The 15,960-nt window shown below is 34.9% G+C and carries 14 protein-coding genes; 12 read left to right on the forward strand and 2 right to left on the reverse strand.

Going from position 1 to position 15,960, the window contains the following annotated elements; genetic code table 11:
* Window positions 1–32 precede the first annotated feature (32 nt).
* From F5ESL0261_RS04735 to holA, 3 genes are read left to right on the forward strand one after another with little or no spacing between them, the layout of a single operon-like run.
* Entirely contained in the window at window positions 33–758 is a 726-nt protein-coding gene (locus tag F5ESL0261_RS04735) for a DUF655 domain-containing protein (protein ID WP_109586235.1), read from the forward strand.
* On the forward strand, window positions 727–3,018 hold the full coding sequence (locus tag F5ESL0261_RS04740) for a DNA internalization-related competence protein ComEC/Rec2 (RefSeq protein ID WP_122052347.1): 2,292 nt from the start codon (window positions 727–729) through the stop codon (window positions 3,016–3,018). Before F5ESL0261_RS04735 ends, F5ESL0261_RS04740 begins: the two co-directional genes overlap by 32 nt.
* Window positions 3,015–4,001 (forward strand): DNA polymerase III subunit delta, encoded by a 987-nt coding sequence (holA, locus tag F5ESL0261_RS04745; protein ID WP_122052348.1) that lies wholly within the window; start codon window positions 3,015–3,017, stop codon window positions 3,999–4,001. Before F5ESL0261_RS04740 ends, holA begins: the two co-directional genes overlap by 4 nt.
* A 70-nt stretch (window positions 4,002–4,071) precedes the next feature.
* On the opposite strand, the gene rpsT is transcribed toward holA, so the two are convergent.
* Complete coding sequence (gene rpsT / locus F5ESL0261_RS04750) at window positions 4,072–4,323, reverse strand: 30S ribosomal protein S20 (RefSeq protein ID WP_034979307.1); 252 nt, start codon at window positions 4,321–4,323, stop codon at window positions 4,072–4,074.
* A gap of 200 nt (window positions 4,324–4,523) precedes the next feature.
* Between rpsT and rpsO the strand changes: the two genes are divergently transcribed.
* The 7 genes from rpsO to yihA all read left to right on the forward strand — a co-directional run bounded on the left by rpsO (window position 4,524) and on the right by yihA (window position 12,390).
* Window positions 4,524–4,793: a 30S ribosomal protein S15 gene (gene rpsO / locus F5ESL0261_RS04755; protein WP_034979304.1), complete on the forward strand. Its 270-nt coding sequence runs from the start codon at window positions 4,524–4,526 to the stop codon at window positions 4,791–4,793.
* Window positions 4,794–4,952: 159 nt separating this feature from the next.
* Complete coding sequence (locus F5ESL0261_RS04760) at window positions 4,953–6,734, forward strand: ribonuclease J (protein ID WP_081945342.1); 1,782 nt, start codon at window positions 4,953–4,955, stop codon at window positions 6,732–6,734.
* 2 nt (window positions 6,735–6,736) lie between these two features.
* A complete protein-coding gene (locus F5ESL0261_RS04765) occupies window positions 6,737–7,570 on the forward strand; it encodes a tetratricopeptide repeat protein (protein ID WP_122052349.1) in 834 nt (277 codons plus the stop codon).
* 185 nt (window positions 7,571–7,755) lie between these two features.
* Window positions 7,756–8,946 carry an elongation factor Tu gene (gene tuf, locus F5ESL0261_RS04770; protein WP_045928030.1) on the forward strand — a complete coding sequence of 397 codons (1,191 nt, stop codon included), beginning with the start codon at window positions 7,756–7,758 and terminating at the stop codon, window positions 8,944–8,946.
* Window positions 8,947–9,090: 144 nt separating this feature from the next.
* Window positions 9,091–10,416 (forward strand): trigger factor, encoded by a 1,326-nt coding sequence (gene tig / locus F5ESL0261_RS04775; RefSeq protein WP_122052350.1) that lies wholly within the window; start codon window positions 9,091–9,093, stop codon window positions 10,414–10,416.
* A 122-nt stretch (window positions 10,417–10,538) separates the two neighbouring features.
* Window positions 10,539–11,816 (forward strand): ATP-dependent Clp protease ATP-binding subunit ClpX, encoded by a 1,278-nt coding sequence (gene clpX, locus F5ESL0261_RS04780; RefSeq protein WP_045928032.1) that lies wholly within the window; start codon window positions 10,539–10,541, stop codon window positions 11,814–11,816.
* Window positions 11,806–12,390 carry a ribosome biogenesis GTP-binding protein YihA/YsxC gene (gene yihA, locus F5ESL0261_RS04785; RefSeq protein WP_122052351.1) on the forward strand — a complete coding sequence of 195 codons (585 nt, stop codon included), beginning with the start codon at window positions 11,806–11,808 and terminating at the stop codon, window positions 12,388–12,390. Before clpX ends, yihA begins: the two co-directional genes overlap by 11 nt.
* A 39-nt stretch (window positions 12,391–12,429) precedes the next feature.
* On the opposite strand, the gene F5ESL0261_RS10265 is transcribed toward yihA, so the two are convergent.
* A complete protein-coding gene (locus tag F5ESL0261_RS10265) occupies window positions 12,430–12,558 on the reverse strand; it encodes an SPJ_0845 family protein (protein ID WP_255409678.1) in 129 nt (42 codons plus the stop codon).
* Between the two features lie 205 nt (window positions 12,559–12,763).
* On the opposite strand from F5ESL0261_RS10265, the gene uvrC reads away from it, so the two are divergent.
* Both uvrC and obgE read left to right on the forward strand, forming a co-directional pair.
* Window positions 12,764–14,566 carry an excinuclease ABC subunit UvrC gene (gene uvrC / locus F5ESL0261_RS04790; protein WP_045928034.1) on the forward strand — a complete coding sequence of 601 codons (1,803 nt, stop codon included), beginning with the start codon at window positions 12,764–12,766 and terminating at the stop codon, window positions 14,564–14,566.
* A 76-nt stretch (window positions 14,567–14,642) separates the two neighbouring features.
* On the forward strand, window positions 14,643–15,947 hold the full coding sequence (gene obgE / locus F5ESL0261_RS04795) for a GTPase ObgE (protein ID WP_122052352.1): 1,305 nt from the start codon (window positions 14,643–14,645) through the stop codon (window positions 15,945–15,947).
* The last annotated feature ends 13 nt before the right edge of the window (window positions 15,948–15,960 follow it).

The raw sequence follows: 15,960 nt of genomic DNA on the forward strand, positions 1-15,960 counted from the left end.
TTTTTGCGTACTTAAAAATAGGAGTTGAGAAAATGGATTGGGAAAAAATAAAAACTTTTATTGACGAGCACAAAAAGTATTTTTTCATTGGATTGGCATGCCTAATGGCCGTTTTTTTTATTGAGCTTAAAAAGTCAGGATCCAACGAAAATTTAAGTGATTTCGATGATGAAAACACTGAATTTTTGCAAAGTAAAAAAGACAACACTGACAACTTGACTGGTATAACGAACTCAAAGGAAATAAAAACAGAAGAAATTGCTGCAGATAAGCCTAAAAATGTCACGTGTGACATTTCAGGTGCGGTTAATCATCAAGGAGTATATACACTAAAAAATGGAGCACGATTGAATGAGCTGATCGCTGCAGCAGGAGGTATTAAAAGCAACGCTCAGTTGAAAAGGGTTAACCGAGCTTTGATATTGAAAGATCAGGATAAGATTCATATTCCTTATATAGGAGAAAAAATAAAGGCAGAGCAAGTGGTAGAATCGGTTTCATCTAATTCATCTGATCCGGTTTCTAGTGAATTTAATGACAAAAATAGTGGTCAAACGACTGCAGGCAATAAAGTAAACATCAATACTGCAAATCTACAACAACTACAGCAGCTTAATGGTATTGGAGAGAAAAAAGCACAGCAAATTATTGCTTATCGTCAAAAGAGTGGCCAATTTAAATCCATAGAAGAACTGAAACAGGTGTCTGGAATTGGAGAAAAAACATTTGTGGCGCTTAAAGACCAATTGGAAGTTTGATGTTTTAAAACCAGGGTTCCTTCTTGTATTAGCATTATTACTGATTGATTTGAGTTTTTTATACTATCAATGCGATACCTTAATACAAAAGTCATGTTCTTTTTTAATAGCCGCTTATCTTTCATATTTGCTTTTTTATAAGTTTAATTCTTTAAGATGGTTTTCTCTTGTAATACTTTTTATAGCATTTTTTGCAACTTGCTTCGATAAAAAGCAAACTGACTTTGTAATCAGACCAAGCTCTCAAATAGTTTTTTACCCTGATCAAGTTGATATTTTTGACGATTGGTTCACAGTTGAGGGTCAAGTAGAAAAAAGCAAAGTTAAAGTCTCTGGGAGAATAAACTCAAGACAGATACAACAAATAAAATCAGGGTACAGAGTTAAACTTTATTGTTTATCTGGTGATGTAAATCCGATTGAACCGGCTTCTAACTATGGACAATTTGACTTGCAAAAATTTTATCGATATAAAAACATTTCTCAAGAAGTCAAACTAACAAGCTATAGAATTAAAATTGACAAGAGTGGCATTTGGAACTATTTGCATTTTTTGCGATTCCATTTAAAAAAATTTTTTCAGCAAATGCCACCAATTTTATCTTTTTTTAGTAGTGAACTGATCCTAGGTGAAAATCCAAGTCGGAGATTTCAAACAATTCTGAATAATTATCGTGACCTTGGCGTAATACACATCTTGAGTATTTCTGGTCTGCATGTTGGTATTTATACCTTACTAATCAGTAAATTTTGTTATTTTTTAAAATTAACAGAAGGCGAGACCTTTGTTTTTTGTTTGCTTATTTTACTGGTAGGGATTTTTCTCAGTAATAGTCAAGTTGGTTTTATCAGAGCAAGTTTGACCTATATTTTGGGTCAACTATTTTCTATAAAAAATAAATTACAAATTAACAAAAGTGATTTACTTGGACTAACTGCAATTTTGCACCTAATAATCAATCCTCGTTTAATGATGAGCACTGGAGCAGTTTTAAGCTATATTTTAGCCCTGGGTCTGGAAATGACTAATCACATGACTAAATTTAAGCAGTCATTTTCTTTAAATAATCTCTTACTGCCATTGCTTTTATTTTACTTTTTTCAATTTAATATATTAACTGTTTTTTTTAATCTGTTAATTGTGCCATATTTCAACTGGGTCGTGATGCCTTTAACTTTTTTGAACTTGCTGATCTTTAAAATTAATCCAAAATGCAGTTTTTTATTTGAAAGAATACTTGAACTTGGAGAAAAACAAATTGCACAAATTTCTAACAGTAAAATTGGCCTTTTAACATTTGGCAAAATAAACTGGTGGCAATGTCTTTTTCTATTAATTCTGACGTCTATTATATTGATTTGGATAAATGAAAAACCAAACTGTAAAAAAATAATAAAAAGATTTATAGTATGTCTTTTATTTATATATGGATTGGTTTTTTTGACCATTCATTTTCCACTTCAAGGTCAAGTAACTTTCATTGACGTTGGCCAAGGAGACAGCATTTTTATTTCCACTCCGTTTTTTAGAAAAGTTTATTTAATAGATGTCGGTGGAAAACTTAATTTCAACGGCAAAAAAATAAATCCGCAGGTTAACAAAATTACTCTCCCATTTTTGAAAGCTCAAGGTATAAGCAAAATTAATGGGATATTTATTACACACCAAGATGCAGATCATGTAGGTGATTTGAAGCCACTTTTGAATCAAATTAAAGTAGAAAATTTATATGTGGCGCGAGGATTAATTCAAAATCCTTCTTTTCAAAAAAGAATCACTGGAAAAATCAAGAAAGACCAAATTATACAATTGTTAGCAGGGAATGAAGTTAATGACTCTCAACTATCTTTTCAGACTGTTTATCCTTTTAAGCCAGGCTTAGGAAAAAATGAAGATTCTCTTTCTTTAACATTTAAACTGGCCGGCAAAAGATGGCTTTTTACTGGCGATTTAGGCCAAGAAGGAGAGTTGGAGATCATGAATCAATATCATTTGCATGTTAATTACTTCAAGCTAGGTCATCATGGTAGTCGTACTGCTTCAAATAAAGAATTCCTAAAAGCTTTACATCCAGAAAGAGTTTTTATTTCTGCTGGTCGCAGAAATCGCTTTGGTCATCCCCATCCTGAAACCATGGAAACTTTGCAAAGTCAACATATTCCGTGGGCATCGACCCAAGACTGTGGTATGATTACTTGGACTTATGGTGCTTTTGTAAAGCCTAAATTCAAAAGATTTTTACCGGTGATTAAGAAATGACATTACTTTCACTATTTAAAGATTCTAATAAGAAAACTGCTCATACTCTGATTAATGGCGATGATGCTTTCTTAAACGAATATATTGCTGATTCATATATTCATGAGAAAAAAATGTTAGAATATGAGAAAATTTCTGTTGATTGCGATTCAGAAGGATTAGATGAATTAATTGCTGATCTCACTGAATCGAGTCTTTTCAGCCAGAAAAAGGTAATAACAATTAAAAATCCATTTTTTCTAACAGCAAAAGTCCCTAAGAAATTTCAAAAGCAAATTTCAAAACTGCAAAATATTTTTGAGAATATTACGCAACTAGATGATATTTTAGTAATTGTTTCTTCATATGAAAAAATTGATCGACGAAAGAAAATAACAAAGCTTATTACAAATCATTTTAATGTTGTTGAAACTAAAATTCGACCTTATGAATTGAGTAAATTTATCAGAAATTTGATTTCTATGGAGGGGTATCAAATTACAAGCCCTGCTTTAAATCTTTTATTAGAACGCAGCGATCAAGTGGTAGATACTGTTTTGAGTAATTATAATAAGCTGAAAATGATTACAGATAACAGAAAAATCACAACTGAATTAGTCGAAAAAAATGTTGATTTGTCATTAGCACAAAATATTTTTGCCATATTGGATTCAGCGTTAAATAACAATTACCAGGAAGCTTTGGCAAGGCTAAGTAATCAACTGCACAACGGCAACAATCCAATACAGATTCTTGCCGTATTTGAAAATCAGTTAGAAATGAGTTTGATTGTTAAGGTTCTTAAAGAGAGAGGTCGCAGTGAACCTGAAATTGTAAAAACTCTGGGTGTTCATCCCTACCGCGTTAAATTAGCTCTAAAAAATAGAGTATCGTCAGATAAGATAGCAAGATTACTAAAGCAGGCAATTAAGTTGGATTTTAATTATAAGAGTGGTCAATACCGAGAAGACGATTTCTTAAAACTTTTTATTCTCAGTGTATGAATTTTGATAGAAACAAAAAGACAGAAATGATTTCATTTCTGTCTTTTTATTTATTAATTAAGCAAGATCGTTATTTTGCAAGTTTTGCTAAACGGCTTTTATCACGGTTAGCTTTATTCTTATGAATAAGACCTTTAGAAGCAGCTTTATCTAATGCACGAGCAGCAGCTACGTGTAATTCGGAGGCATTCTCAGCACCAGCAGCTTGAGCAGTCTTGAACTTTTTAACTGCAGTCCTTAACTGATTCATTTGAGCAGCATTACGCTTTCTTGTAGCATCTTGAGTCTTAACACGCTTAATAGCTGATTTGATTTGTGGCATAAATTTCACCTCCATTGATCGTAATTCTACTTTATAGATTATACTGAAAGATAAATGCAGATGCAAGATAAATAATACTTGCTTTTTAAAAAATTTGTCTGTATTATACTATTGTTGTGAACCGTTAACGCTGTTTGCGCGCTCACACCTGACGGTTAACGTTGTTAACGGCAATTATTCTAGTGAAAGGTGAAAATAATATGGCAATTTCAAAAGCAGAAAAAGATGAAATAATTCAAAAATTTGCGACTCACGAGGGTGATACAGGTTCAACTGAGGTTCAGGTAGCTATCTTGACTACAGATATTAACAACCTGACTGAACATATGCGGAATCATTCACATGACCATCATTCATATGTTGGCTTGTTGAAGAAAATAGGTCACCGTCGTAACTTACTTCGTTATTTACAAAATAAGGATATTAATCGTTATCGTGAATTAATCAAGAAGTTAGGTTTGCGTCGTTAATTAGTTGAAATGTCAGAAAAGCTGGTTCAATTAGGAATCGGCTTTTTTATTTTTGTCAAAATACCATTTTATGCTAGAATAAAAAAAGATACTTTTTACGTTGTGATCATATGATCCATAAATAACAACTGAATAGCAAATTAAGGAAAAGGAAATATAATGACTGATCAAGTTAAAATTATGATTTTGAGCGGCGTTCGTGAACAAGGAAAAGACATGTTCGCTGTTCAAGTTAATGATGAAATTTTTGTTCTTGATGCTGGTCTTAAATATCCTGACAGCACATTGTTTGGAATTGATCTGGTTATTCCAGATTTAGACTTTTTTGAGCAATATGCTGATCAGGTGGTCGGCATCTTTTTAACACATGGACATGCAGACTCTATAGGAGCTTTGCCGTATATTTTAAGAAAGTATGACATACCAGTTTTTGGGTCACAGCTCACAATCGAACTGGCTAAAATAACAGTTAAACGGGAAAATAAGCGCTGTAAAAACACTCTTTTTCATGTTATTGATGCTGAAACAGAGATTGATTTTAAAAATGCTAATATATCATTTTTCCCGACTACTCATTCTATTCCAGATTCGCTGGGAATAGATGTGCATACCCCTGCAGGAGAAGTTGTTTATACAGGAGATTTTAAGTTTGATCCTTCTGCAGCACCTAAGTACCGTACGGATTTAGACCGCTTAGCAGAAATTGGACAAAAGAAAGTTTTAGCACTTTTAAGTGACTCTTCAAATGCTGAGGCATCTTTGCCCAATGTTGCCGAGCAGGAGATTGGGGACTATGTAACAAATGTTTTTCGGAATGCCAAGGGCAGAGTAATCGTCGCTGCCAAAGCATCTAATCTGATTAGAATTCAGGAAGTCTTAAATGCCGCTCATAAAACTGGCAGACGCGTTTTGCTGACGGGCAGAGACTTGGCTAAAATAGTCCGTACTGCCATGAATCTTGGTTATTTGAATGTTCCTAAAGGCTTGTTGATGCGTGTTAAAGATTTAAAAGAAACTCCTGATGAAAAAACGGTTATTCTTGAAACCGGTCAAATGGGTGAGCCTTTAAACTCTTTACAAAAAATGGCAAAAAAGCGTCACAGTATGATTACGATTCATAAGGGGGATCTGGTTTTTATTGCTACGACGCCTTCTCATTCAGTAGAGACTATTGTGGCTCAAACTAGCGATATGGTTTATCGTGCAGGTGGTACTGTAATTCAACTAGGTAAAGCAAAACATACCAGTGGACATGCGACGGGTCGTGATTTACAACTGCTTATTGACATTATAAAGCCACAATTTTTAATTCCGGTTATAGGTGAATATCGATTACTGGAAATTCACAAAGATTTGGCAATTAGGGCAGGACTCAAAAAAGATGATATTTTTATTACAAAAAATGGTGACTGCTTAAGCTATGACTTTAATCAAAAACGACTTTATTTGACGGATCCTGTTCCCGGAGAAGACACAATGATTGATGGTTCTGGAATTGGTGATGTTGGCAATATTGTTTTACGCGATCGCGAAGTTTTGTCCGATGATGGCATCTTTATTGCAGTAGTTACTATTGATCGTCGCAAGAAAAAAATTGTTGCTCAACCGCAGGTTACCAGCAGAGGGTTTGTATATATTAAGGCAAATCAACAGTTGATGCGTGACAGCATAGAGCTTATTAAAAAGACAATAACTAATAATTTCGAACACAAAAAATTTGACTGGACTGAAATTAAACAGGATGTGCGTAATGATTTGGAAAAATTTCTTTACCGCAAGACTAATAGACGGCCAGTAGTTTTGCCAGTCGTAATGGAAGTTAACCAAAACAGACATCGAGCAATGCAAAAAAGAAATAGCAAAAATGATATGCCAAAAAAGGAAACTCATCACCCAGTTGACGTTAATAAGACCGGTCAAAGAATTATCAAGAAAGATTAACTATGACTTCACTTAGTCAAAAAAATCTAATTAATCTGGCAAAAAGAAATGAAGTAAATGGTGATTTGGCTCAGGCTATTCAAAATTTAGAAGAAGCTTTAAGGGACGGTCACAGCGACGAGGTTGTTCTTAATTTATGTGAGCTATATATTAAGAACAAGCAGAGTTATTCTGCTTATGAATTAATTAAAGAAGAAAAGGATCTTTTCACTAATTCTAAAATTTTTGCTGAATATAGCAAAATTCTTAGAAAAAATAATTTTTTTATTGAAGCTTTAGAAGTTAAAAATATTACTGACTATGAATTGCCATGTTCGGTAGAACCTGTTAGTTTAGAATTGCAACAAAAAATAATGGTTGCTTTTAGGAAAAAATCCAAGCCGACAAAATACGACTATGATAAGCTGTTTAAACTTGATTTATCGAATTATAAAAATTTTGCACAAAGTTTATTGATTGATCCGAGTTTAAATTTCGCAGTTCGACTGGTTTTATGTGAGGATTTATTCAGGCTTGGTCTAAGAAATAAATTTAAAATTCTGGTATTAGGGCAGGAAGAAGAATTTATTCCCAAGAACATCAATTTGCTTGAAAAGGATCCGGTGTATCGTGAAGTTGTTTCAGGCATTGGTTCACGATACTACCATAGGCCTAGTCAAATTCCAGCTGTATTAAGCGAAGTTAATTTGATTTTAGGAAGCCTTTATCCTAAACTAAATAAGTATGTTGATGATCCTGACAGTTTTGCCAGTGATATTGCTTCTTATATTGATAATCATGATGGCAGAAGCAATCAAAAGCTGTTTGAGAAAATCGATAATAATATATCCGAATAAAATTGGATAAAATGCCTTTACTTTTTCAAAGTATTTAGTATAATAGCAAAGGACGTTTTCATTAGGCATGGCTCTATGCATTAAAATACTAGGCATTTGCCAATGAAAGTAGTACAATATTCAACAGAGAACTATCCGTTACTTACTCAACGGACTTCTTGCAAATTTACAGGAGGGTCATTTTAATGGCAGAAAAAGAACATTACGTAAGAACAAAGCCACACGTAAACATTGGTACTATCGGTCACGTTGACCATGGTAAGACCACTTTAACTGCGGCTATTACTAAAGTTTTATCAGAAAAGGGCTTGGCTAAAGCAGAGGATTACTCAGAGATCGATGCAGCCCCAGAAGAAAAGGAACGTGGTATTACTATTAATACCGCTCACGTAGAGTACGAAACTGAAAATCGTCACTACGCTCACATGGACGCTCCAGGTCACGCCGACTACATTAAGAACATGATTACCGGTGCTGCTCAAATGGATGGAGCTATCTTGGTTGTTGCCGCAACTGATGGTCCTATGCCACAAACTCGTGAACACATTTTACTTGCTCGTCAAGTTGGTGTTAACTACATCGTTGTTTTCTTGAACAAGACTGATTTAGTTGACGACCCAGAATTGATTGACTTAGTAGAGATGGAAGTTCGTGACTTGTTAACTGAATACGATTACCCTGGTGATGATATTCCAGTTATCCGTGGTTCAGCTTTGAAAGCTTTACAAGGAGACAAGGAACAAGAAGAAGTTATCATGAAGTTGATGGACACAGTTGATGAATACATTCCAACTCCTGAACGTCAAACTGATAAGCCATTCTTGATGCCAGTTGAAGATGTCTTCACAATCACAGGTCGTGGTACCGTTGCTTCAGGTCGTATTGATCGTGGTACAGTTAAGATTGGTGATGAAGTTGAAATTGTCGGCTTGGTAGATAAAGTTCTTAAATCAGTTGTTACTGGTTTGGAAATGTTCCACAAGACTTTGGATTTGGGTGAAGCCGGAGATAACGTTGGTGTATTACTTCGTGGTATTGACCGTGATCAAGTCGTTCGTGGACAAGTTTTAGCTGCACCTGGCTCAATTCAGACTCACCACGAATTTAAAGGACAAGTTTACGTTTTGAAGAAAGAGGAAGGCGGACGTCACACCCCATTCTTCTCAGACTACCGTCCACAATTCTATTTCCACACTACTGATATCACTGGTGAAATTGAATTACCAGAAGGTACTGAGATGGTTATGCCTGGCGATAACACAGAGTTTACTGTTAAATTAATTAAACCAGCAGCCATTGAAAAGGGTACTAAGTTCACTATCCGTGAAGGTGGTCGTACTGTTGGTGCTGGTCAAGTTACTGAAATTCTTGATTAGTTCGTTAAAAACAGTTTAAAAAGATGTACTTCTTCATAGAAGTACATCTTTTTTTTGCCCAAGTTTGTTTTTTGCGACCGTTTAATGTAAGATAATTTAGTATGTAAAGATGCAATTTAACTTGACATTGGAGGTATTTAATTAATGTCTGTAAAATGGAATAAAACCGATAAAACTACCGGTGAACTTACTTTTGATATTCCCCAAGCTGATGTAAAGCGTGGGCTAGATCAAGCATTCAGAAGGGTAAAGAACAGCTTACGTGTTCCTGGCTTTAGAAAAGGACATGTTTCTCGTGTGATTTTTGATCAATATTATGGTGAAGAATCACTATATGAAAATGCTTTGAATATTGTTTTACCAGATGCCTATGAAGCAGCGATTAAGGAAGCTGATATTGCGGCTGTAGGTCAACCACAAATTTTACCGGTTTCAATGGAAAAAGGTAAAGACTGGCAAATGAAAGCCACAGTCACTGTTCAACCTGAGGTAAAACTTGGCGAATATAAGGGAGTTGAAGTTCCTAAACAAAACACTCGAGTATATGCCAAAGATGTTGAAGCCAAATTAAAAGAAGAGCGTGAAAAGAACGCTGAGTTAGTACTGAAGAAGAGTGCTGCAGCTAAAGGTGATACAGTTACCATTGATTATAAAGGAACAGTAGATGGAAAGGCCTTTGATGGTGGTTCAGCAGATGATTATTCACTTGAATTAGGTTCCAATACATTTATTCCTGGTTTTGAAGACCAATTAATAGGTCACAAGGCAGGAGACGATGTAGACGTAGTCGTAACTTTTCCGGAAGATTATGGTGCAAAAGATTTAGCAGGTAAGGAAGCTCATTTTGCTACCAAAATTCATGAAGTTAAATCGAAGCAGTTACCTAAATTAGATGATGAATTTGCTAAAGATGTTGATGATTCTGTTGATACTCTTGATGATTTAAAAGAAAAGATCAAGAAGGATCTTAAGGCGAAGAAAGAAGAAGCTGCACAAGACGAAATTGAGCAATCCGCAATTGAAAGTGCTGTTGCCAATGCTACTATTGATGAAATTCCGAATGCTATGATTCAGGAAGACATTAACACGCAAATGAATCAATATCTAGGTAATATGCAACGTCAAGGAATCAGTCCTGAAACATATTACAAGATAACTAATACTACAGAAGATCAATTACGCTCACAATTTGCTAAGGATGCTGAAGAGAGAGTTAAAACTAACCTGGTACTTGAAGCAATTGTCAAAAAAGAAGGCATTAAAGCTACTAAAGAAGAAATTGACAAAGAGATAAAAGACTTAGCTAGTGAATATAATATGGATGAAAAAACTGTCCGTAACACTCTGACTGATGACATGCTTTCACATGATATCAATGTACGTAAGGCTATTAATATTGTCGCTGACAACGCAAAACAAGTTTCTAAATCTAAAACTAAAAAAGACGAAAAAAAGTCTGATAAAAAGTAGAGTTTTAAATTCTGAGTAAAAAGGTGGTGTTGTACTGCCTTTTTATTTCTTACAAGCATATAATTCATATACCACCCGTATTTTATGCTAATCTTAGACTTGTAAATACAAGGAGGAATAGAATGGCTTCACAATTTACTGATCAAGAGGTAATTAAATGTTCCTTTTGTGATAAAACACAAGATCAAGTTAAAAAGATGATTGCTGGCAACGGGGTTTATATTTGTAATGAGTGTGTAGATCTTTCAAAAAGAATTATTGACGATGAGTTAAAATCTGATTCTTTAAAAAAGGCACAGGATTTGCCAAAGCCAATGGAAATCAAAAAGCAACTTGATCAGTATGTTATTGGTCAAGAGCGAGCAAAGAAGATTTTGTCAGTTGCAGTTTATAATCATTATAAGCGTGTTACGCAAATGGATGTAGATTCTTCAACTGAGTTGCAAAAATCAAATATTGCTCTGATTGGACCAACAGGTTCAGGTAAAACATACTTGGCTCAAACTTTGGCCCGCATTTTAGATGTGCCATTTGCGATAGCTGATGCAACTACCTTAACTGAGGCAGGGTATGTTGGAGAAGATGTTGAAAACATTTTACTTAAATTGTTACAAAATGCAGATTACGACATAGAACGCGCAGAGCGAGGAATCATTTACATTGATGAAATAGATAAAATATCTAAAAAATCTGAAAATGTTTCAATTACCAGGGATGTTTCTGGAGAAGGCGTTCAGCAATCATTATTAAAAATTTTGGAAGGTACTATTGCTTCCGTACCACCGCAAGGTGGTCGTAAACACCCTCAGCAAGAATTAATACAGATAGATACCACCAACATTTTGTTTATAGTTGGTGGAGCTTTCGATGGTATCGAACAAATTGTCAAAAGCCGTTTGGGTAAAAAAGTAATTGGTTTTAGTGCCGAAAACGAGCTTAATAAAGTGCAAGATGATTCTTGGACTAAGCATTTAACGACAGGAGATTTGGTCAAGTTTGGACTGATTCCAGAGTTTATTGGGCGTATTCCTATTATTGCTACCTTAGATAAATTAGATAGAAATGATTTAGTTAGAATTTTAACTGAACCTAAGAACGCGCTGGTAAAGCAATATAAAAAATTGATGTCGCTTGATCAGGTTAACTTAGAATTTACGCCAGATGCTTTAAAAGCTATTGCAGATTTAGCCATCGAACGAAATATGGGAGCACGTGGCTTGCGGACAATAATTGAAAATGCGATGATGGGCATTATGTATAAAACTCCTAGTGAGCCCGATATTGAAAACGTTAAAGTTACTAAAGATGTCATTGAAAAAAATGCCGAACCAAACGTAACAAGACGTAAAGAGGATGATCAGGAAAATAATGAAGAAATAAAGGCAGCTAATGATCATTAAAGATAGTTCGTATGCAATCAGTGCTGTACGCGAGGATCAATATCCAACTGATAATTTGCCTGAAGTTGCACTTTCTGGTCGCTCTAATGTGGGCAAGTCGAGTTTAATAAATACGTTATTGAATCGCAAAAACTTGGCGCGTACCTCTGCACAACCAGGAAAAACGCAAACTCTTAATTTCTATTTAGTAAATCATGCCTTTTATTTAGTCGATGTACCAGGGTATGGCTACGCCAAAGTTTCACAAAAAAAACGTGAACAGTTTGGTAATATGATTCAAGATTATCTTGAAACCAGGGCAAACTTACAAGGATTAATTATCCTAGTGGATGGTAGACATGAGCCTACTAAAAATGATGTAGCTATGTATAATTATGCATTATATCTTAATATACCTATTTTGGTAGTTTGTACTAAAATTGATAAAGTTAAGAAAAGTCAGCAAAACCAAGTGCTTGCTATATTGAAGCAAAAACTTGATTTAAATCATGATAACGTTGATGTTGTTACTTTTAGTTCTGTCCAAAAGTTGCATGTTCAAGAAGTATGGCAATGGATTGAACAAAACCTGTAAAATTTGCAAGAAAAAATGGTTCTCAAATGAGAACCATTTTTAATTGTCTTTATCTTTAACTACTTTATCCTTGTTTTTAGCCAATTTTTTCTTTTTGTCATCAGGTACAGTAGCAAATTTATCAAATAGTTTTTCTAATTCATCTTGTTTTTTAAAAGTTAACCCCATAATAATTTTTCCTTTCTGATTTTATTATAATAAAAAATAAGACTTCAAGCCAGAGAATACAATAATTTGCTAGCTTTAAATAAATATAATTATGTAAAGCTGGTATTTTTAACTTTCTAATAATCAAGTGATAACTAAGCAAAAGCAAATTTAAAACTATGAATTGTATGTTAAAATATGATAGCGAATTTGGGGGAGTGATTTTTTGGCAACTCAGCTGATTGAAAATAAATTAAAACTTTTACCAGCTAAGCCTGGCTGTTACTTAATGAAAGATGTAAATGGCAAGGTTATTTATGTTGGCAAGTCGAAAAATCTTAGGAGTCGAGTACGTTCCTATTTCAAAAGTACCCAAGTTGGCAGAAGAGCGGAATTAGTTGAAGATATTCGAGATTATGATATCATCACCGTTTCAACTGATAAAGAAGCATTTTTGCTTGAAGTTACACTTATTAAGAAATATCAGCCTTATTACAATGTGCAGTTAAAACAAGGAACGGGTTATCCATATATTGAAATTACTAATGAACGTGATCCACAAACCAAATTAACCAGTATCATTAGAAAAGATGGTGGTTATTATTTTGGACCTTATCCTAATGTTTATGCTGCACAGGCTACGCTTAAGTTTATTCAAAAAGTTTTTCCTTTAAGACGTTGCCATGGCAAGCAAGGCAGGCCTTGTTTGTATTATCATATGGGACAATGCTTGGGAGCATGTTTTAAAACAGTACCAAAATCAGTCTATGAAGCACAAATAAAAAAGATTAAGAGCTTTTTAAACGGTGATATAGGTTGGGTAAAGAAAGATCTTAACGAAAAAATGACAGCTGCATCTGAAAATCTTGAATTTGAGCGAGCAGCTGAAATTCGTGATCAGCTTAATTACATTGAAGAAACTGTCGAAAAGCAAAAAATTATTTCGAATGACAATACTCAGCGTGACATATTTAATTTTTATGTTGATAAATCATGGATAGCTATTCAAATTTTCTTTTTACGGCAAGCAAAGCTGCTTAGAAGTGAGACTAGAATGTATCCACTGACAGACACTAACGATCCAGAAGATACGTTTGCGTCCTTTATTGTTCAATTTTATGGGCAAAAGAATAGAATACTGCCAAAAGAAGTTTTAATACCTGCCAAAATTGACAATGAGGCTCTGAGTGAAGTCTTGCATGTGCCTGTGAGAACGCCAAAAAGAGGTCAAAAACGCTCTTTATTAAATATGGCAAAAGACAATGCAAAGCTCAAACTTGATGAGAAGTTTCGGTTATTAGAATTAGGAAATAGAAAAACAAAGGGTGCACAGAAAGAAATTTTTGATTCCTTAGGTTTGCCTTATGGTCATGTTATTGAAAGTTTTGACCATTCTCATATTCAAGGAGCTGATCCGGTTTCAGCTTTGGTCGTTTTTAAAGATGGTGAACCAGATAAAAACTCTTATCGTAAGTATAAACTAAAGGGTGAAGTTGAGCATCAGAATGGTGGCGATGAGGTTCGTAATACTCGTGAAGTTGTTCGTAGAAGATATAGCAGACTACTTAAGGAACATAAACCAATGCCAGATCTAATTTTGATGGATGGTGGTCAAATTCAGGTAGATGCTTGTGAAGATATTTTACGCAATGAGCTGAACCTTAATATTCCAGTAGCTGGTATGGTCAAGGATAACAAACACAGAACCAACCACCTTTTATATGGAGATCCAATTAATGGTGTGCCATTGAAACTAATACCGTTGAATCCGAAATCTCAAGGTTTCTATTTAATGACGAGAATTCAAGACGAAGTACACCGCTTTGCAATTACCTTCCATAGAAGGACTCATGCTAAAAATGCTTTATCGAGCAAGCTAGATTCAATTAAAGGGATCGGACCGAAAAGCAGAAATAAGCTTTTACGAAAATTTGGCTCTTTGAAAAAAATTAAAGAAGCCTCAATCGATGAATTACGTTCTGCAGGATTGACCTTGCCTCAGGCTCAGACAGTTAAGTTGACCTTGTAAATATTGATTTTTGCCATAATAGTCCAAACTTTTGTGGTATAGTAATATAGTTAAGAAAGACGGAAGGAGAATTTATATGCCCACATTTGTCGATCAAACTAAGATTGAAGTCCAAGCTGGTAAAGGCGGAGACGGCATGGTCGCTTTCCGCCATGAAAAATATGTCCCTAATGGTGGTCCTGCCGGTGGCGATGGTGGACGAGGCGGCAGTATTATATTTGTTGCTGATAGCGGCTTGAGAACATTAATGGACTTTCGGTATCGCCGTAAATTCAAGGCAGAAAATGGTGAAGATGGTCGCATAAAATCTCAATATGGTCGAGGAGCTAAGGATTTATATCTTAAAGTTCCAATAGGGACGACTGTATATGACTTTGATACCAATGAAGAAATTGGTGATCTAACTGAAAATAAACAAGAACTGGTTGTAGCACATGGTGGTAAAGGTGGACGAGGCAATATTCACTTTGCAACGAGTGTTAATACCGCACCTGAAATTGCTGAAAATGGTGAACCTGGTGAAGACCGAGTATTACGACTAGAACTAAAGGTTTTAGCAGATGTTGGCCTTGTGGGTTTTCCTTCCGTTGGTAAGTCAACATTGTTATCAGTCGTCACGAAAGCCAAGCCCAAGATAGCTGCTTATTCTTTTACGACTTTAACGCCAAATTTGGGTATGGTTATTTTACCCGATGGTCGTGACTTTTCAATGGCTGATTTGCCTGGCTTGATTGAGGGAGCAAGTCATGGCGTAGGTCTTGGTATACAATTTTTACGTCATATTGAAAGAACAAAGGTGATTTTGCATTTGGTGGCGATGGATCCTGCTAATGGCCGGGATGCGCTCCGAGATTACCAGACAATTCGTCAAGAACTGTTAACTTATGATAAAAATCTAAAAGATAGAAAAGAGATAATTGTCGCAACTCAAATGGATATTTCCGGTGCAAGTGAAAAATTAAAACAATTCAAGAAAGATTTGAAAACGGAAAAAATCCAAACGCCTGTGTATGCTATTTCAAGTGTGACACATAAAGGAATTGAACAATTAATGCAAGATACTGCAACCGTGGTAGAGCAAGTAGAAAAAGAACGAGCATTGCAGAAGCCTGAACCTGTTCAAGAAGTAAAAGAGTATAAATATCAGGCAAGTCAAAAGAATGATTTTACTATCACCAAACTAGAAGATCATGTTTTTGAGATTAAAGGTGAAAACCTGGAGAGATTAGTGGAGCGAACCAATCTTGATTATCAGGATGGTGTTATGAGATTAGCTCGGAAGCTTAAGAATCTAGGAGTGGATGATGCTCTACGTAAAAAAGGAGCCGTTGACGGCGATGATGTAATAATTGGCTCATTCAACTTTGAATTTGTCCAATAATAAATAGAAAAGT

It is taken from the genome of Lactobacillus sp. ESL0261, from assembly GCF_003693025.1.
Taxonomy (GTDB): Bacteria; Bacillota; Bacilli; order Lactobacillales; family Lactobacillaceae; genus Lactobacillus; species Lactobacillus kullabergensis.